This is a genomic window from Pseudomaricurvus alkylphenolicus (genome assembly GCF_011683955.1).
In the GTDB taxonomy this organism is placed as follows: domain Bacteria; phylum Pseudomonadota; class Gammaproteobacteria; order Pseudomonadales; family Cellvibrionaceae; genus Pseudomaricurvus; species Pseudomaricurvus alkylphenolicus.
In genome coordinates, this window is sequence record NZ_JAAQPI010000003.1 from 15,405 (window position 1) to 33,260 (window position 17,856).

15 protein-coding genes are annotated in these 17,856 nt (G+C 54.5%); 7 read left to right on the forward strand and 8 right to left on the reverse strand.

Annotation, left to right across the window (positions count from 1 at the left end; all coding sequences use genetic code 11):
* Positions 1 to 8: 8 nt before the first annotated feature.
* Entirely contained in the window at positions 9 to 1,040 is a 1,032-nt protein-coding gene (gene recA / locus HBA55_RS08825; protein ID WP_166989604.1) for a recombinase RecA, read from the reverse strand.
* A gap of 178 nt (positions 1,041 to 1,218) precedes the next feature.
* Positions 1,219 to 1,746, reverse strand: coding sequence for a CinA family protein (locus HBA55_RS08830; protein ID WP_166989607.1), 528 nt, complete (start codon positions 1,744 to 1,746; stop codon positions 1,219 to 1,221).
* A 696-nt stretch (positions 1,747 to 2,442) separates the two neighbouring features.
* Here HBA55_RS08830 and HBA55_RS08835 point away from each other — a divergent pair.
* The 6 genes from HBA55_RS08835 (at position 2,443) to fdxA (ending at position 8,917) form a co-directional block, all read left to right on the forward strand.
* On the forward strand, positions 2,443 to 3,222 hold the full coding sequence (locus HBA55_RS08835) for a hypothetical protein (protein ID WP_166989609.1): 780 nt from the start codon (positions 2,443 to 2,445) through the stop codon (positions 3,220 to 3,222).
* Between the two features lie 31 nt (positions 3,223 to 3,253).
* Positions 3,254 to 3,508 carry a hypothetical protein gene (locus tag HBA55_RS08840; RefSeq protein ID WP_166989611.1) on the forward strand — a complete coding sequence of 85 codons (255 nt, stop codon included), beginning with the start codon at positions 3,254 to 3,256 and terminating at the stop codon, positions 3,506 to 3,508.
* Complete coding sequence (locus HBA55_RS08845) at positions 3,505 to 4,416, forward strand: HprK-related kinase A (protein ID WP_166989613.1); 912 nt, start codon at positions 3,505 to 3,507, stop codon at positions 4,414 to 4,416. Before HBA55_RS08840 ends, HBA55_RS08845 begins: the two co-directional genes overlap by 4 nt.
* The gene (locus HBA55_RS08850) at positions 4,416 to 5,504 is read left to right on the forward strand and encodes a nucleotidyltransferase domain-containing protein (RefSeq protein ID WP_240946005.1); all 1,089 of its coding nucleotides are present in this window, start codon (positions 4,416 to 4,418) and stop codon (positions 5,502 to 5,504) included. The genes HBA55_RS08845 and HBA55_RS08850 overlap by 1 nt, the downstream gene beginning before the upstream one ends.
* Positions 5,505 to 5,750: 246 nt before the next feature.
* Positions 5,751 to 8,429 carry a DNA mismatch repair protein MutS gene (gene mutS, locus HBA55_RS08855; protein ID WP_240945981.1) on the forward strand — a complete coding sequence of 893 codons (2,679 nt, stop codon included), beginning with the start codon at positions 5,751 to 5,753 and terminating at the stop codon, positions 8,427 to 8,429.
* 164 nt (positions 8,430 to 8,593) lie between these two features.
* Entirely contained in the window at positions 8,594 to 8,917 is a 324-nt protein-coding gene (gene fdxA, locus HBA55_RS08860) for a ferredoxin FdxA (RefSeq protein ID WP_166989617.1), read from the forward strand.
* A 143-nt stretch (positions 8,918 to 9,060) separates the two neighbouring features.
* Here fdxA and rpoS read toward each other — a convergent pair whose 3' ends face one another.
* The 6 genes from rpoS to HBA55_RS08890 form a co-directional block, all read right to left on the reverse strand.
* The gene (gene rpoS, locus HBA55_RS08865) at positions 9,061 to 10,086 is read right to left on the reverse strand and encodes an RNA polymerase sigma factor RpoS (RefSeq protein ID WP_206019677.1); all 1,026 of its coding nucleotides are present in this window, start codon (positions 10,084 to 10,086) and stop codon (positions 9,061 to 9,063) included.
* Between the two features lie 173 nt (positions 10,087 to 10,259).
* Positions 10,260 to 11,036, reverse strand: coding sequence for a peptidoglycan DD-metalloendopeptidase family protein (locus HBA55_RS08870; protein WP_206019716.1), 777 nt, complete (start codon positions 11,034 to 11,036; stop codon positions 10,260 to 10,262).
* Between the two features lie 217 nt (positions 11,037 to 11,253).
* Positions 11,254 to 12,189 carry a DUF368 domain-containing protein gene (locus tag HBA55_RS08875; protein ID WP_240945982.1) on the reverse strand — a complete coding sequence of 312 codons (936 nt, stop codon included), beginning with the start codon at positions 12,187 to 12,189 and terminating at the stop codon, positions 11,254 to 11,256.
* A gap of 27 nt (positions 12,190 to 12,216) precedes the next feature.
* Positions 12,217 to 12,858 carry a protein-L-isoaspartate(D-aspartate) O-methyltransferase gene (locus HBA55_RS08880; RefSeq protein ID WP_166990914.1) on the reverse strand — a complete coding sequence of 214 codons (642 nt, stop codon included), beginning with the start codon at positions 12,856 to 12,858 and terminating at the stop codon, positions 12,217 to 12,219.
* Between the two features lie 83 nt (positions 12,859 to 12,941).
* Positions 12,942 to 13,922, reverse strand: a complete 981-nt coding sequence (gene truD, locus HBA55_RS08885) for a tRNA pseudouridine(13) synthase TruD (protein WP_166989619.1) — start codon at positions 13,920 to 13,922, stop codon at positions 12,942 to 12,944.
* A gap of 2 nt (positions 13,923 to 13,924) precedes the next feature.
* Positions 13,925 to 16,216, reverse strand: a complete 2,292-nt coding sequence (locus HBA55_RS08890; RefSeq protein ID WP_166989621.1) for a YgiQ family radical SAM protein — start codon at positions 16,214 to 16,216, stop codon at positions 13,925 to 13,927.
* Positions 16,217 to 16,443: 227 nt separating this feature from the next.
* On the opposite strand from HBA55_RS08890, the gene HBA55_RS08895 reads away from it, so the two are divergent.
* Complete coding sequence (locus HBA55_RS08895; protein ID WP_166989623.1) at positions 16,444 to 17,841, forward strand: efflux transporter outer membrane subunit; 1,398 nt, start codon at positions 16,444 to 16,446, stop codon at positions 17,839 to 17,841.
* Positions 17,842 to 17,856: the final 15 nt, after the last annotated feature.

The following is a 17,856-nucleotide window of genomic DNA, read 5'->3' on the forward strand; positions in this document are numbered from 1 at the left end:
AACCTCGATCAGGCCTCAGCTTCTGCAGCGCTTTCCTCTTCCGCCCCGTTAGACTCGGGTAGCAATTCCGCACGGATCTGTGCCTCAATGGTTTCGGCAACTTCGGTATTTTCCTGCAGATATTTCACAACGTTGTTTTTACCCTGGCCAATTTTGGTGCCCTGATAGCTGTACCAGGCGCCGGCTTTGTCCACCAGGCCAAGCTTAACGCCAAAATCGATCACTTCGCCCAGGCGGTTAATGCCTTGGCCGTAGAGAATTTGAAATTCGGTTTGTGTAAATGGAGGCGCGACTTTGTTTTTGACCACTTTCACCCGGGTTTCAGAACCAATCACTTCATCGCCATCCTTGACCGCACCAATACGACGGATATCGAGACGAACCGAAGAATAGAACTTAAGAGCGTTACCACCGGTGGTGGTTTCCGGGTTACCAAACATAACGCCGATCTTCATACGAATCTGGTTAATAAAGATGGCCAGGCAGTTGGCGCTCTTGATGTTACCGGTGATTTTACGCAGAGCCTGGGACATCAAACGTGCCTGCAGCCCCACGTGGTGATCACCCATTTCACCTTCAATTTCAGCCTTGGGGGTCAGGGCTGCGACGGAGTCCACTACCAGCACATCAATGGCTCCGGAACGCACCAGCATATCCGCCACTTCCAGCGCCTGCTCACCGGTGTCCGGCTGAGACACAATCAGGTCATCAACATTAACACCGAGCTTTTCAGCGTAGATGGGGTCCAGGGCGTGTTCAGCGTCGATAAAGGCACAGGTGCCGCCGGCTTTCTGGGCCTCGGCAATCGCCTGCAGGGTCAGTGTGGTTTTACCAGAAGATTCCGGACCGTAAATCTCTACAATCCGCCCCTTGGGGAGGCCGCCAATACCCAGAGCCACATCGAGGCCCAGGGAGCCGGTGGAGATGGCGGGAATGCGCTCACGCTCTTTGTCGCCCATGCGCATAACAGTGCCTTTACCAAATTGGCGCTCAATTTGGCCGAGGGCGGCCTGTAATGCTTTTTCCTTATTCTGGTCCATGACCCACCTCTTTATAGATTCTCAAACCGACACGCTAGCCGGCTCTTAGTTATTCAGTTATTGACCACTGTTGGCTGGTAAACTCAACTGGGTGCATTGAAACACAATCGAATCTACTGTACAACCAAACAGTACTATTTTTTTATACAGCCTTTTTGCTGCAGCTTGCGCATCGGTCTCAGCCTGCCGCCTGCAGCTGCTCCATAAGACCGTTCAGGGCGAATAACACCGCTTGTTCGCGCACCTGGCGCCGGTTGCCGGCAAAGACTTCGCACTGGCTGTGAGTGCCCTGAGCCGTTCCCCAGGCGAGCCAGACCGTTCCGACCGGCTTATCGGCACTGCCACCATCGGGGCCGGCAATGCCACTGGTGGCAACCGCAACATCAGCGCCCCGTGCCAGGACTCCGGCAACCATCGCCTCTACTACGGGCCGACTCACCGCCCCGTGCTGATCCAGAACAGCCTCATCCACTCCCAGAAGGCGCTGCTTGCTTTGGTTGGCGTAGGTCACCAGCCCCTCCTCAAACCAGGCGGAACTGCCGGCGGTATCGGTAATGGCCGCAGCGATCATGCCACCGGTGCAAGACTCCGCCGTGCCCAGGACCAGTCCCTGCTGTAGCAGTTCTCTACCCAGAGATTTTGACAGCGCCTCACAGCTCTGTTGGTACGCCTCTTCACTGCTGGTGTCGCTGTGATTTACAGTCATTGGAATGCCCGAGTCCTTGATGAAAGCGGGAGCAATTATGCCAAAGTTCATCAGGACCCAGTAGACTCAGCCTCTCAGAAATTTGATTGAATCGGGGCTATCGACTGCCCATAAATTTGTCGCCGTTCCAGCACCGAGCCCTTGTCATTTTATTAGCCAAATACACACCACCGGACAGCTCATTGGCTCAACCCGGGTCAGCGTCGACAAATTAGATCAGGAACTTCTCAAACTCCGGCCACATATGCGTAAATGTGATTAGAACGATAGAATAACAGTCGGTACAAAGTAGAATAAGGCGACACCGGCAACCTGACATCAATTTCAACAAGCAGATTCAAAGATATTTCACACTCCTTTGGGAAAATTTGAACAATCCGAACTTGTGTTTGCAAATTATGTCGTTACTATTGGATGCAGCTGGTTTTAATGGCTTCGGAGGCAGCCCGACCATAAAAACCTAAGCAATTGTTTTACAAGGATTTTTGCCAGAGAAAATCACCCTTGGACGCAAATGACCGGCATCAGTCCAAGCCTGGTGGCCCGCAGTTTGCTTACCAATGATCAAACAGTGAAGAATTCTGGCAGATTGTAAATTTAGCTGACAGCAACACGATCGGCGTGAGTATATTCCAGCAGCCCAACATGCTGGCCTGTAAATAAAACTGACAGAATTGCGATCGATGTGAGTGAATTATGGAAAGTAAAAAACCTGTAGAGGAATCTGCATCAGTGCCAGTGGACTCCAGCAAAAACGAGAGTCGCAGGAAGCTGATTAAAAAGGCGGGAGTGGTTGCTCCGGGCCTTCTCATACTCGCAAATCGCCCTGCGATGGCAGCAAGTTGCTCTATTTCCGGGTTTATGTCGGCTCGCGTTGGCACCTCTTTGACTACCTATGACCCGGGTCTTTGTGACGGCTGGAGTCCAGGCAACTGGACACAGAATGTCGGCCAGATCACCGACCAGGCCTGGGCGCTTGCCGGAATTGCTCGAACCACACCGTTCAACAGCGAGTTTACAACGTCGGGTCCAAATTTTAGTGGCGGAGTGATTCGTCGGGTTGTCGATGGCGTCCCGGACGCTGCGGCCTATGATTACGACAGCATGTTCGCCCAGACCTTTCAACAGATATTAGAGGGCATACTTCCCGGTCAAGGCAGCCTTAAGGACATTACAAAACACGCCGCGGCGGCCCTGCTCAATGCCCTGTTCATTCAAAATGGTGGCGGCGGTGGCAATCCGGACCCCTGGATGATCAATTATGTGTCACCCGAGGATGTGATAGGGCTGTATCTGTTGTATGAGCTGACTTTTCAAGACCCGACACCACAACCAGCGAATACTACGTTTGTATACGAGCGCGGCGGCGTGGTTATCGCTAGTTCGGAGGGCATGTCATCTGCGGATTATGCTGCCTTCTTCTTGAGCCTTGCAAACGGCTCCGGAAGCCAGGCCTGGCAGGATGGACTCCCATAACAATGGAATGACTAGCAGCCAACTTTACTGTTTGAAACATACAGAATACCTTGAATACACGGCCAACGATGAGTTGGTCGTGTTTGTATCTGCCTCTAAGAAAACCTTATTACTGCCGGGCCACTTCAAAGTTTATTTGGACTATCTCAGGCAGGCCTTTCCAGCCACACTGGGTTTTTCAATTCTGGCAGAGACCACCATGGAACAGTTCGATATCAGCATGGATCAGGTTGCCGACGATCTCAATACACTGATCAGAGCCGAATTGGTTGCCCTTAGCCAATGAGATTGGAAGACGCTGAACCCGGGAAATTGCGGGACAGGCTCTCGCAACGCGGACTGACACTGCGAACCGGGAGATTCACTACCTGTATCCGCAGCTCAATTGAGCCTTTGGCCAACGAAATTATTAACCTTTATGGTCAATCTGAGTTGGTCGAATCGGGGTACGTAGACTTCAACGTCGAACTAAACCCCTCGTCCGGGCTTCGCCGCTACTACCGCCCCCAGGTAAACTTCAGTTTTAATGGCCTGCAGCCCTTTGCTCCCCTTCCTGTCGACCAGTGCCTGCCACTGATGGAATGGGGGTTAAACTGGTGCGTCAGCACACACTTTCATCAGTGCCTGATCATCCATGCGGCCGTTGTCGAGAAATATGGAAAATCTCTAGTACTCCCCGGTCAGCCCGGCTCCGGGAAGAGTACCCTTTGCGCGGCACTTGTCACCCAGGGCGGATTCCGACTGCTTTCCGATGAACTCACTCTGATCGATCCGGATACCGGGCGCATCCTGCCCAACCCGAGGCCGGTAAGTCTCAAGAACCGATCAATCGATATCGTTAAGGAAATCAATCCTAGCGGTTATTTTTCTTCCGTGGTCAGTGACACCATTAAAGGTACCGTTTGCTTAATGGCGCCACCCGAAGGAAGCTATACACAGTTTCGGACCTGTGCGGAACCAGGCCTGGTGATATTTCCGACTTTTGACCAATCCTTTACATCCTTTGAGCTTGAAGCCGTCACTAAGGGGCGCACTTTTTTGGAGTTGGCCAACCAGTCGTTTAACTATTCAATTCTGGGAGAAACCGGCTTCAAAGCGATTGGCAAACATTTGGATTTTGCCGAAGGTTACAACTTCAGGTACGACGGCAATTTAGAACAGGCCGTTGCCGTAATAGACGAGTTTATGCAGTGATGGAAACACTCTCGCTGTTGATTGGCGTGATCAGGAACCCGGAACTGATTCGGGGACTCGATACGGAAGCATGGAATCTTCTGATGGCACAAGCTTACCAGTGCAAACTCATGGGGCGCCTGCATGCCATTTTCGACAACAACGAACTCCTGGATCAGATTCCCGCAGCCATTGCCTGGCATTTTCATTCCGCCAGGGTCATGGCCAGTGCCCACGCACAGGATGTGGAAATAGAAATTGGTAAGATCAACCAAGCCCTGAAGATAGGGGGCCTGGTTCCCACCTTCTTAAAAGGGGCAGCCTATCAGCTGGCAGATAAAGAGGTGGCCGATGGCAGATTATACTCAGACGTCGACATTTTCGTGCATAAGAAGGATCTGCCCGCCGCAGAGCATCTGCTAAAAATAAACGGCTGGCAACCGGGAGACATGAACGAATACGACCAACAGTATTACCGGCGCTGGATGCATGAAATCCCACCCTTGGTTCATAGAGGCAGAGGGACGACACTGGATGTTCACCACAATCTGTTGCCTCTGACCTCCCGCATCAGTCTGGATGCCGACAAGTTAAGCGAGGGTATAGATAACTCCCAACGGGTTCTGCAACCAACTGACCGTATTCTGCACAGCATTGTTCATCTGCTCCTGGAAAGTGAGTTCGACAAGGGCATTAGAGATTTGTCGGATATCCATTTGCTGATCCAACACCACGGGGCGGAGAATGCGCTTTTCTGGGATCAACTTATCGACCGGGCGTTGGAATTGGGGGTTCAACGACTGCTTTTCTACGCCATTAGGTATCTGCAAAAGATTTTCGGAGCATCCCCTCCAGCACAGTTCGCGAAAAGGCTGGCCCAATACGCGCCAAATAAACCCATGTTAGGCGTTATGGATTGGCTGTTTATCAGCGTCCTGTCTGAGCCTTTGGATCTTAACAAGCAGCTGAACAATAGAACTGCGCACCTTCTGATGTACCTCAGGGGGCACTGGATGAGAATGCCACTGCGCTTGCTGCTCCCTCACCTGCTGACTAAGGCTGTCTCCGGCTTGAAACGCCAGCAGGACGAAACAGCAGAAGTCGTCTGAAGTCGAAATACAGTCTCAATTTCAACACAATATTGGTGCCCTCAGTCGCCCAACCGGCCAGTTGACCATTTGCCAATGCCTCAAATCGAGCAGTTCTGATAGTGGTTTATCAGCCCTTTTGGTATCCTCTCCGGCTTGGATTTTGACGCCCAACCGACTTATCGGCGATCAACTTATCGCCAAATAGTGGGCAGCCGACAGAAATACTCATAACACTCTGTTTTCTATCAAATTAATACTGCAAGCATGACCAAAAACACCACCAAATCCAGCGCTTCCAACACCACCCATACCCCCATGATGCAGCAGTACCTGAAGATCAAGGCGGAACACCCCCACGAGCTGGTGTTCTACCGCATGGGGGACTTCTATGAGCTGTTCTACGACGACGCCAAACGCGCCTCTGAACTGCTGGATGTAACCCTCACCGCCCGCGGCAAGTCCGGCGGCGAACCCATCCCCATGGCCGGCATCCCCTTCCATGCCGCCGATGGCTATCTGGCGAAATTGGTCCGCAAGGGTGTGTCGGTAGCGATCTGTGAGCAGATTGGCGACCCTGCCACCAGCAAGGGTCCGGTGGAGCGCAAGGTGGTGCGTATTGTCACACCCGGCACGGTCAGCGATGAGTCACTATTGGATGAAAGCCGGGATAATCTGCTGGTGGCGCTGCATGTGGTGGAGGACACCTTTGGTATTGCCACCATGGACATCGGCTCCGGTCGTTTTCAGGTTTTGGAGGTACAGGGCCTGGATGCCGTGCTGGGAGAGTTGCAGCGGCTGAATCCGGCGGAGCTGCTGGTACCCGAGGATTTGATGGCCACCGGGATTCTGGAAAATCGCCCGGGCCTGCGCCGCCGTGCGCCCTGGGAGTTTGAACTGGAAACCGCGCAGCGACTGCTGACCCAGCAGTTTGGCACCCAGGATCTGGCCGGCTTCGGCTGTGACCATATGACCGTCGCTTTGGCTGCTGCGGGCTGCCTGCTGTCCTACGCCCAGGAAACCCAGCGCACCGCCCTGCCCCACGTCAATTCCATCAGCAGCGAAAACCGGGACGAGGCGGTGGCGATGGACGCCAGCACCCGACGTAACCTGGAGTTGGATATCAATCTCAATGGCAGCGATGAAAACACGCTGTTTGATGTGCTGAATACTTCTGCGACGGCCATGGGCGGGCGTCTGCTGCGCCGCTGGCTGAACCGCCCCCTGCGTGATTTGCACACCCTGAGCGCCCGCCAGGATGCAATTGCCAACCTGCTGGAAAATTATCAATTCGAACCCCTGCACCAAAGCCTTAAGCGAGTGGGGGATCTGGAGCGGATTCTTGGCCGTGTAGCCCTGAGATCCGCCCGCCCAAGGGACTTATCTCGCCTTTATAGCTCCCTGGCCACTTATCCCGAATTACAGAGCCTGTTGGCGCAAACCTCTGCACTTCATCTCGCCGAGCTCGCAAAAACTGTCGGCACCTTCCCGGAATTGGAAGACCTTCTGTGCCGGGCAATTGTCGAGAACCCTCCAGTCGTCATCCGCGATGGTGGTGTGATCGCCGAGGGGTACGACAGCGAGCTGGACGAGCTGCGCAATATCAGCACCAATGCCGGTCAGTTTCTGGTGGATCTGGAAACCCGCGAACGGGAGAAGACCGGCATCAGCACGCTAAAAGTCGGCTACAACCGGGTTCATGGTTATTATATTGAGATCAGCCGCGCCCAATCTGAACAGGCCCCCACAGAATATATCCGCCGCCAGACACTCAAGAACGCTGAACGCTTTATAACGCCGGAACTGAAAGAGTTTGAAGACAAGGCCCTGTCTGCAAAGAGCCGCGCTCTGGCGCGCGAAAAGGCGCTCTATGACGATATCGTTGAGCAGCTCAACCAGCAGCTGTTGCGCCTCCAGGATGCCGCAGGCGCCGTCTCAGAACTGGATGTACTGACCACCCTGACGGAACGTGCCGACGCCCTGAACTTTACCCGCCCCTCGCTGACACAGGAGCCGGGCATCCGCTACAGTGCCGGGCGCCATCCCGTGGTGGAGAAGGTTTCCGATCACCCCTTTGTGCCTAACGATCTCGATCTGAGCCAAACACGCCAGATGCTGATCGTGACCGGCCCAAACATGGGCGGTAAATCAACTTATATGCGCCAGACGGCCCTGATCACACTACTGGCCCATATCGGCAGCTATATTCCCGCCGAGAGCGCCACCATTGGCATGGTGGACCGTATTTTCACCCGTATCGGTTCCTCAGATGACCTGGCTGGCGGACGATCCACCTTTATGGTGGAAATGACCGAGACTGCTAATATTCTTAACAATGCCAGTGACCGCAGCCTGGTCTTGATGGACGAAATCGGCCGTGGTACCAGTACCTTTGACGGCCTGTCCCTGGCCTGGGCCTGCGCGGTGCAGCTGGCCGAGCAAGTCAAGGCATTTACCCTGTTCGCCACTCACTACTTCGAGCTGACAGAACTGCCTCAGACCCACAACAATGTTGCCAATGTGCACCTGGACGCCACTGAGCACAACGACAACATTGTCTTTCTACATAATATCCAGGAGGGGCCGGCCAGTAAGAGTTATGGCCTCCAGGTGGCAAAACTGGCGGGAATTCCAGCGCCAGTGGTGGCGCTCGCCCAGCAACAGCTGCAGCATCTCGAGGAACAATCACAAACGGAAGTGGCAACCGCATCGAACTTGACGCCGCCATCGCCCCCAGCCACTGAAGAATCGACTCCTGGCTACACTCCTGAGCCAACGCCGGTGCATAGCCCCAGCCCTGCCAACCCTTTTCAGGGGGATATGTTTGGCTCGGGAGAACCCCATCCTGCGCTTGAGCAACTAGAGGACCTGGACCCGGATAACCTGACGCCACGCCAGGCACTTGAGCAGCTTTACGCACTCAAACAGACATTGGCGGAAAATTGACCGGTTAACGGGAAAATCGTTAAGGATAATCAGATATTAAGTCTCCCGCCGATTAGAGCAAGCTGGTACAATCCTCCGCCATTAGCCTGGGGCAGGGCATAGCACCCTGCCCGGAGAACGATTTCAATCCAAGATAGACAATTTAGAAAAGTGGAGTTTTGACCATGACTTTTGTGGTTGCGGATAACTGCGTCAAATGTAAGCACACCGACTGCGTTGAAGTGTGCCCGGTAGATTGCTTTTACGAAGGCCCCAATTTCCTGGTTATCCACCCAGACGAATGTATCGACTGCGCCCTGTGTGAGCCAGAGTGCCCCGTGGACGCCATCTTCTCAGAAGATGAACTGCCTGCCGGTCAGGAAGTGTATCTGGAGCTGAATGCGGAGCTGGCTGAAGTCTGGCCCAACATTACTGAGAAAAAAGACGCTCCGGCCGATGCCGAAGAATGGGATGGCGTCGAGAACAAGCTGCAGTATCTGGAGCGCTGAGCTCAATCTGCTGACCCATCAAAGGATATGTGATCTTGTCATAGCCCCATAGGGATATGATGGACACCTCCCTGAAATAAAAAACCGCGGCAAGCCGCGGTTTTTTATTGGTCAGATATTATCAGCGCTGTAGTTATCGGCCTCTAAAGGCTGCCAAACAAAGATTCGCTGTTTAGCCCCTGTTTCTCCATGATATCCCGCAGGCGCTTTAGCGCCTCCACCTGGATCTGCCGCACGCGTTCGCGAGTCAGGCCGATTTCACGCCCCACTTCTTCCAGAGTGCTCATCTCGTAGCCCCGCAACCCAAAGCGCCGGGCAACCACTTCCCGCTGCTTTTCGGTCAACTCAGTGAGCCAGCCGTCGATGCTGTCACTGAGATCACTGTCCTGCAGCAACGACGCCGGATCGGAGACCTGCTGATCGGCAATGGTGTCCACCAGTGTTTTCTCGGAAGACTGGCCGATGGGCACATCCATGGAGGTGACACGTTCATTAAGCCCCAACATGCGCTGAACATCTTCGATGGGTTTTTCCAACAGGTCAGCAATATCTTCCGGGGTAGGCTCATGATCCAGCTTCTGAGCCAGTTCACGCGCTGCTCGCAGGTAAACATTGAGTTCCTTCACCACATGAATCGGCAGGCGAATGGTGCGGGTCTGATTCATGATGGCCCGCTCAATAGTCTGCCGGATCCACCAGGTGGCATAGGTGGAGAAACGGAACCCCCGCTCCGGATCAAATTTTTCCACCGCGCGGATCAGGCCGAGATTGCCTTCTTCAATCAGATCCAGAAGGGCCAGCCCGCGATTCACGTAGCGGCGGGCGATTTTTACCACCAGGCGCAAATTGCTCTCAATCATGCGCTTGCGTGATGCCTCACAGCCCCGCAGCGCCTTGCGGGAGAAGTAGACCTCTTCCTCAGCCGACAGCAGCGGCGAAAAGCCGATTTCGTTGAGATACAGTTGGGTGGCGTCCAGTGTCTTCTGGAACTTGTCGGAATCTTTCTGTTCGATGGCGCCCTTGCGTGCGCGCGGTTTGGTTGGTTTGGCGGGCGTCGTCTTTTTAGACGCTGCCTTTTTAGGTGCGTTTTTGCCGTCACAGAAGTCCAAATCCGTGACCGCAGCTACAACTTCACTCTTCTGATAGGTTGATTCTGTTTGTACTGCCATGTCGCTAGCCCCGTGAGTCTTCGGTTTATCGTTAGTCCAAGCGACTCCGATACCCCGGGAGCGCCTAACTTCACCCTCAGTGGACCACTTTTACCCTTCTGCAGCAGTAGTCACTGCACGTGGTTATTATTGTTAAGTGTGGTCAGCAGCCACATCAATGGAACCCAGACCTTTCAGCGCTTTGGCAGATACCTCAGAGGATCCACCGGCTTCCCTTCCCGCCGAATTTCAAAATGCAGCTTGCTTTGGTTGGTGCCACTATTACCTATCTCGGCAATTTTCTGGCCCCCTTTAACAACCCCCCTCTCTTTAACAAGCAGCCGGCTATTGTGTGCGTAAGCACTCAAGAACTTCTCGTCATGCTTGATGATCAGCAGATTGCCGTAGCCGCGAATCCCGCTGCCAGCGTAAACAACGACACCGGGAGCAGCAGCAACTACAGATTCTCCCAAACGACCGTCAATATCAACTCCCTTGTTTAGATTCTTTTGTGAGGAGAAACCGGCTAAAACCTTACCTTTGGCCGGCCACTGCCACTTCCACTTTCCGCTGTTCTTTGGTAGTGGCGATGTTTTAACCACCCGAGTTGTCGTGGTTTTTGAACGCTTGGTTGGCGTGGATTTTACTGTTGATTTAGGCGCCGCTTTCGGGAGATTCGCGGCAGCCTTATAGAGCTGGATCTTCTGGCCGGGATAAATGGTATAACGCCCGGATATCCCGTTACGTCTCGCCAGCAGTTTGTAGTCGATTCCATATCGCCACGCAATGGAGTACAGAGTTTCTCCCTTGCTGACAACATGGTATCCCAATTTACTGGTTTTAAGAGAAGGCCTGTCCTGCACAGGCGCCCTCTGTGATGCACTGGAGCAAGACAACAACAGCGCCACCGCGATCAAAATCTTGAACACGTTGATGACACTTTTATTGCACTTACAGCCCTCAGCCAGCATCAATTTGGCGTCTCAATCCGGTCAAATTACAGTTGTTAATAGTCGATTAAACAATTAACTACATGGGGTTATGCGAAAACCGTCTAAGAAACTTAGACAAATTTACCAAATAAAGCTTCGATTCTGACCCGTTTCCGAGGTTGCGCACAGTTCAGCACAATATCCCAAGCATTGATGAAAAATCTGTCCAGCCAGTCATCTAAAAAAACAATCTGATTCACCTGTCGCCTCGCTTGGCCCAGAACTCCAGGGCCAATACTAGAGCCATTCCCAGCAGACACACAATCAGTGCCATCACCAGCTGCGAAGGCTGCGATACCAATTCAGAATATTGAGCAGGTAAAACGGCTTCCTGTCGCAGGGGAACCACTTCTCCATGGCGGTTCAAGGTGGTTTCAACCGTCACCTTCCAGGGCCAGATGATTTTCAAAGAACCCACCAGAATGCCCGTTAACAGGGCCATAGTGGCCGCGGCAAAGCGGCGCAACAACCAGCTCAACACATGGGAGAAGAGCAGTAGCCCCAGACCGCAACCCAAGGCAAAGGGGACCAGGAGCAACAACTGAAACTGGGATACCGCTTCAACCACCCTGGCATACATGCCCATCATAAGGAGAAGAAAGCCGCCGGAAATGCCGGGCAGAATCATGGCGCAAATAGCGATGGCGCCCGCCAGCGTCAACATCCACCAGGTATCCGGTAATTGTGCCGGTCGCATCTCCGACACCATCAGGGCAATGCCCATTCCCAACAGCAGCAGCAGCGTCCGAGCGGGATTCCAGTAGGGTATTTGTCGCAATAAATGCACGGAGGCAGCAGCGATGAGGCCAAAGAAAAACGACCACACCAGTATGGGTTGCCGCTCCAGACACCAGGTCACCAGCTTGGCCAGAGAAAAAATGCTGAGCAGGATGCCGCCGAACAGGCTCAGTAGAAAAGCCCCGTTGATGTGCTGCCAGGCCGCCTTGGGGCCTCGCTGCCAAAGAACCCGCAGCGCATGATGATCACAGCTTCTCAGCGAGTCGATCAGCTCATGGTATACACCGGTAATAAAGGCGATGGTACCGCCTGAAACACCCGGTATCACGTCCGCGGCCCCCATCGCAGCCCCGCGTGCGAAGACCGACAGATAATGCTTCATTCCCTTGCGCAAACTGCGCCTCCGTTGATTATGTGGTGATCAGCGGGTAACGCCCGAGAGCAGAGGCACAAACTTGACGGGCTCCAGCACCTGCGTAACGAAATCTTCAGAGTCACCATCGCGGATGATTAGACGCAGCTCCTGGGTATTGCCACCCACCGGAATCACCAGCACGCCATTGGGTCCCAGTTGGGCCAGCAGTTCCGCGGGCACTTCCCGCGGCGCAGCAGTACTGAGAATGCCATCGAAGGGCCCTTTTTCAGGCCAGCCAAAGCCGCCGTCCGCGTGCTTCAGCTCCACATTGTTCAAACCCAGCTGCCGCAGGCGCTGGCGAGCTTTATCCTGCAGTGGCTTGATGCGCTCAACGCTATAGACCTTTGGCACCAGCTGTGCCAACACACTGGTCTGAAAACCGGAGCCGGTACCCACTTCCAGCACACGCTCAAGTTTGCCCGCCGCACCCAGCAACACTTCCGTCATGCGGGCAACGATATAGGGTTGGGACAGGGTTTGGCCGTAGCCAATGGGAAGGGCGGTATCTTCGTAGGCTCGATGCGACAGGGCTTCGTCGAGAAAGATGTGGCGCGGGGTATCCCCCATCACGTCCAGCACTTGTAAATTGGTGACGCCCTGTTCCGACAATCGATCCACCAGCCGTTGCCTCGTACGCTGCGAGGTCATTCCAATACCTTGTAACTGCAGGCTGCTCACCCTCTATCCCCCGATAAAAGCTGTTATTTGTTCTGATATCGCTAAGCGGAGAACTATACCATATCCTCAGGCGCTGACATCTGTTTCAACTGGCAGATTTCCCTTAGAACTGCAGTGGCATAAGTCCCCGGGGGCAAGGAGAATTGCAGCTTCAAATCCTCTGCTTGCCGCTGCCATTGAAGAGCCTCAGGAATTAGCTGCAGCGCCCGCCTCTCCTGGGTCAGCCCCACGTGCTCCAAGCCGTTGCACCAGGCTTGCAGCGGCTGCAGAATGTCCAACTCAAGCTGCTGGCACTCATCGCTGGTGGCCAGCCGACCTCTACCCCAGAGTGGGCCTGACGGAGCATCATTAATGGCAACCTCCCCCGGCAGTTGGCTGAGCCAATCCCCTCGCCGAACCCGCTCACTCAATACCCGATTGAATAAATAGGATCGGGCCGCCGACATCGTCAGGCCGCGCCTTTGACGATTGCGTATTTTGTCGCCGTCCACCAGCAGCCGCTGAGCCAGCTCCAGATTGCCGCCATCGTGACCAAAACGCTGTTCCCCAAAATAGTTGGGCACACCCTGCTGTGCCACTCGCTCCAGTCGCGGCTGCAATCCTGAATCATCGCCCTGCAACTGCCGCAGTCGAATCGCAAATAAGTTGGCTCGATGGGTACCGCGGCGCAGTTTCTGGCGATGACGCGTAACCGCCAACACCTTGATGGACTCACTGTTGAGCGAAGCCCAATCCGGCTCCTCCCCTTTTGGCAGGTATACGCTGAACCACTGAGTGGTTACCGCGTTGCGATCCTTGAGACCGGCATAACCAACATCCCCGGTGTTGACGTCGGCCAGGCGCGCTATCTGCTTGGCCACCCAGGCGGTGTTGTCTCCGCGCTTACGGATGTGCAGATAAACATGTTCGCCCTCACCGGTCAGTTCAATACCAAGATCTTCGTCCACCTGAAAATCTTCCGGCTGTGCACGAAACAGCCCCGTGACCTCGGGGGCACCCTGGGCATAGGCCCAGTTAAGAGGAAATTGGGTCATCACTAGCGTCGGCGGCCCTTATGAGATGTTCTGCCACCGCCGCGGTTCGGTTTGCGGGCATCTGGCTTGCGCTGGTTGGTTGTTTTGCGACTGGACTCTCCGTCCCCCGCACTGCGCCCCTGGGAGCCAATGGCAGGATTGTAATCCTTGTACTGACTGGAACGCTTATCGCCTCGCTTCTGACCGCTGCGCTGGCGCCCTTTGCCCTTTTCCTCCCAAGGTACCAACTGATTGGGGCCATCACCAATTAAGTCCCGGCGATTCATATCGATCAGCGCCTTGCGCAGATAAGCCCAGTTTTTGGGGTCGTGATAGCGCAGAAAGGCTTTCTGCAGGCGTCTCTGCTCCAGTTTGCGGGGAATATAGATGGGTTTGCTCTTGTAGCTGAGGCGATGCAGCGGATCTCGCTCGGAATGATACATGGCGGTGGCCAGGGACATGGGTGAGGGATAGAAGGTCTGCACCTGATCAACACGGAACTTGTTTTTCTTCAACCACAGGGACAGATTCAGCATGTCCTCATCTTCGCAGCCGGGGTGTGCGGCAATGAAGTACGGAATCAGGTATTGCTCTTTGCCCGCCTCCTTGGAGTATTTGTCAAACATGCGCTTGAAGCTGTAGTAGGTATCCATTCCCGGCTTCATCATTTTATTCAGTGTGCCCTCTTCACTGTGCTCCGGGGCAATCTTCAGATACCCACCCACATGGTGGGTCACCAGCTCCCTGACATACTCGGGGTCACGCACCGCCAGGTCATAGCGCAGGCCAGAAGCAATTGCCACCCGCTTGACGCCGGGTATCTGCCGCGCCTTGCGATAGAGCTTGGTTGTAGGCGAGTGATCCGTCACCAGATTTTTACAGATGGTGGGAAACACGCATGACAATCGCCGGCAATTGGCATGGATCATCGGATCCTTGCAGTTAAGGTGATACATATTGGCCGTGGGGCCACCCAGATCGGAAATGGTACCGGTGAATCCGGGCACCTTATCGCGGATCTCTTCGATTTCGCGCAATACCGACTCCTCAGAGCGGCTCTGGATCACCCTGCCCTCGTGTTCGGTAATCGAACAGAAGGTGCAACCACCAAAGCACCCGCGCATGATGTTCACCGAGGTTTTGATCATCTCGTAGGCGGGTATATTCGCATCACCATAGCTGGGGTGCGGACGACGCTGATACGGCAGTGCGAACACATCATCCATCTCATCGGTTTCCAGGGGAATCGGCGGCGGATTTACCCACAGTTCGTGATTGCCGTGCTTTTGTACCAGCACCCGCGCGTTTTGAGGATTCGACTCCTGGTGCAATACCCGCGAGGCATGGGAATACAACACCGCATCCTTGCTGACTTTCTCAAAAGAAGGCAAGCGAATACAGGTCTTGTCCATATCCCACACACTCTTACCCTGCAGCGGCATGGGAATAATACGTACCGGTTCATCAACGGCCTCACCTGCAGCCGTGTCCGCCTTGGAACACTGGCCTTCGCTGGTATCCTCAACGTCGTAAGGATTGGGCATCGCATCAATATGTTTGGGCCAGTCGATACGGGTGGAATCGATTTCCGTCCAGCCACCCGGAACCGCGTTGCGAATAATGGCGGTACCGCGAATATCCTTAAGCTCGCTGATGTCCTTGCCCAGGGCAAGCTCGTGAGCCACCTCAGCAATGGCACGCTCGGCGTTGCCGTAAAGCAGAATATCGGCGGTGGCATCAAACAACACAGAGCGACGCACCTGATCGCTCCAGTAGTCGTACTGGGCAATCCGGCGCAGACTCGCCTCAATACCTCCCAATACCACGGGTACGTCTTTATAGGCTTCTTTGCAGCGTTGACTGTAGACGGTCACCGCACGATCCGGGCGTTTGCCAGGTGCACCATCGGGCGTATAGGCATCGTCGTTTCGGACTTTCATATCCGCTGTATAGCGGTTGATCATGGAGTCCATATTGCCGGCGGATACCCCAAAAAACAGATTCGGCTTCCCCAGCGCCTTGAAGGGCTCGGCACTGCGCCAATCGGGCTGGGCGATAATACCCACCCGAAAGCCCTGAGCCTCCAGAAAACGGCCCATCACCGCCATACCGAAGCTGGGGTGATCCACATAGGCATCGCCACAGACGATAATAATATCGCAACTGTCCCAACCCAGATCATCCATCTCCTGGCGCGACATCGGCAGATAAGGTGCTGTGCCATAGCATTCCGCCCAGTACTTGGGGTAGCCAAACAGGGGATCGGCCACCACTGGCTGGCCAGCGCGGCGGGATTGGACATTGGGACGGGACATCGAGAACTAGCCTTGGGTCAAACCTGAGTAAAAAGGTCGGCTATTTTCCCAAAAAATACCGCCTGGTGACAGCAATATTCCCCATTGACTGAAAAATAAACAACCGTCCTATTGCATCCTCTGTACTGTTACGGAGACACTGAGATTTGCCACACTCTTGATACAACTTTGCGACAAAAGTTAACCAAGGTAAAAAACAGGGTTAACGGCAGACACGGACCAGCAAAATGAGTACTCTTGCCAGCAATTCCACCCAGGTCGTGAAGATGTTCCCGCCAATTCGCCCACTACTGGTCGTTTTACTCCTGGCAGGTTGCCAGTCGGTCGCCATTGACCCTGAAATTCGGCAACTGGCCCCCGATTCACTGGGCGCATCTGCCGCAGAAACATCGATAGCCGCCCCTTCCGGCTGGCTGCAAACCTTTGCAGACCCCCAACTGAACCAGTGGGTCGGCCAGGCCATCAACGACAATTTCAGCTTGCAGGAAGCCCGAGCCAGAGTTGAGGCCGCCCGCCAACAGCGCCGGATTACAGCTGCCAGCCTCTGGCCACAACTGGATCTCGGGCTCGACGGACAGCGACGCAAGGCAGAGGATGTCACTCCTGTTAACAGCTTTGACGTGAGCCTGGACATCAGTTGGGAGCTGGATCTGTGGGGCAAACTGGATGACAGCCGCGATGCTTCTGATTACCGCCTGATGTCTGAACAGGCCCAATTTCAGGCCACCAGGATCTCCCTGGCCGCCCAAGTAGCCCGCAGATGGTACGATCTGGTGGCACAGCGGCAACTCAGTGAACTCTTCCGCCAGCGGGTGCATAACCTGCAGACCAATCTGGACATTATTCGCAGCGGTTACCGCCAGGGCATCAACAGCGCCCTGGACGTTTACCTCGCGCGCAGCGACCTGGCCACTGAAAACAGTAACCTGAGCGCTCAACTGGAACGGCAGAAAGAGGCCGTGCGGCAATTACAATTACTGTTGGGGCAACATCCCAGTGGCTCACTGACATCGGCGGACAGTAGCGAGTTACCCGAGTTACCAGGCCTGGATGCCGAAAATCTGAATTCGCAGCTGGTGCGTAACCGTTATGATGTTCAAGCCAGTTACCTGACTCTGCTGGCCGGCGACCGGGAACTGGCCCGCGCCCATAAGGACCGGTTTCCCAGCGTGCGCCTGACCGGCAGTACTGGCGACAGCAGTGACGAATTTGACCAACTGTTGGATGGCGGCTCTCTGGCCTGGAGCCTGCTCGGTGGTCTGACCCAGCCACTGTTTGCCGGTGGTCGCCTGCAGGCACGGCAATACCAGGCCAAGGCAGAGCTGGAACAACAGGAACAACGCTACCTTCAGACCCTGTTTGACGCCTTTGCCGAAGTGGAGCGTGGTCTCACCAACGAAGTGGCCCTTAGACAACAGCTGGAACAACTATTTGCCGCCCGCAAACACGCGGAGGCAGCGGAAGAACTGGCATTTGAGCAATATCGGCAGGGGCTGCAGGAATACACGTCGGTACTGGAAGCCCAACGCCGGGCCTTTAGCGCCCAGAATAATGTTATCGGCCTGCGTAATCAGTTACTGCAGAACCGCATTAATCTTTACCTCGCCCTTGGCGGAGATTATTAACCCAGGACCACAGAA

Bases quoted from the DNA above. Each gene is read 5' to 3' on its own strand.
- recA (WP_166989604.1), bottom strand. From the start codon at position 1,040: ATGGACCAGAATAAGGAAAAAGCATTACAGGCCGCCCTCGGCCAAATT.
- HBA55_RS08830 (WP_166989607.1), bottom strand. From the start codon at position 1,746: ATGACTGTAAATCACAGCGACACCAGCAGTGAAGAGGCGTACCAACAG.
- HBA55_RS08835 (WP_166989609.1), top strand. From the start codon at position 2,443: ATGGAAAGTAAAAAACCTGTAGAGGAATCTGCATCAGTGCCAGTGGAC.
- HBA55_RS08845 (WP_166989613.1), top strand. From the start codon at position 3,505: ATGAGATTGGAAGACGCTGAACCCGGGAAATTGCGGGACAGGCTCTCG.
- HBA55_RS08850 (WP_240946005.1), top strand. From the start codon at position 4,416: ATGGAAACACTCTCGCTGTTGATTGGCGTGATCAGGAACCCGGAACTG.
- mutS (WP_240945981.1), top strand. From the start codon at position 5,751: ATGACCAAAAACACCACCAAATCCAGCGCTTCCAACACCACCCATACC.
- fdxA (WP_166989617.1), top strand. From the start codon at position 8,594: ATGACTTTTGTGGTTGCGGATAACTGCGTCAAATGTAAGCACACCGAC.
- rpoS (WP_206019677.1), bottom strand. From the start codon at position 10,086: ATGGCAGTACAAACAGAATCAACCTATCAGAAGAGTGAAGTTGTAGCT.
- HBA55_RS08870 (WP_206019716.1), bottom strand. From the start codon at position 11,036: ATGCTGGCTGAGGGCTGTAAGTGCAATAAAAGTGTCATCAACGTGTTC.
- HBA55_RS08880 (WP_166990914.1), bottom strand. From the start codon at position 12,858: ATGACCTCGCAGCGTACGAGGCAACGGCTGGTGGATCGATTGTCGGAA.
- truD (WP_166989619.1), bottom strand. From the start codon at position 13,922: ATGACCCAATTTCCTCTTAACTGGGCCTATGCCCAGGGTGCCCCCGAG.
- HBA55_RS08890 (WP_166989621.1), bottom strand. From the start codon at position 16,216: ATGTCCCGTCCCAATGTCCAATCCCGCCGCGCTGGCCAGCCAGTGGTG.
- HBA55_RS08895 (WP_166989623.1), top strand. From the start codon at position 16,444: ATGAGTACTCTTGCCAGCAATTCCACCCAGGTCGTGAAGATGTTCCCG.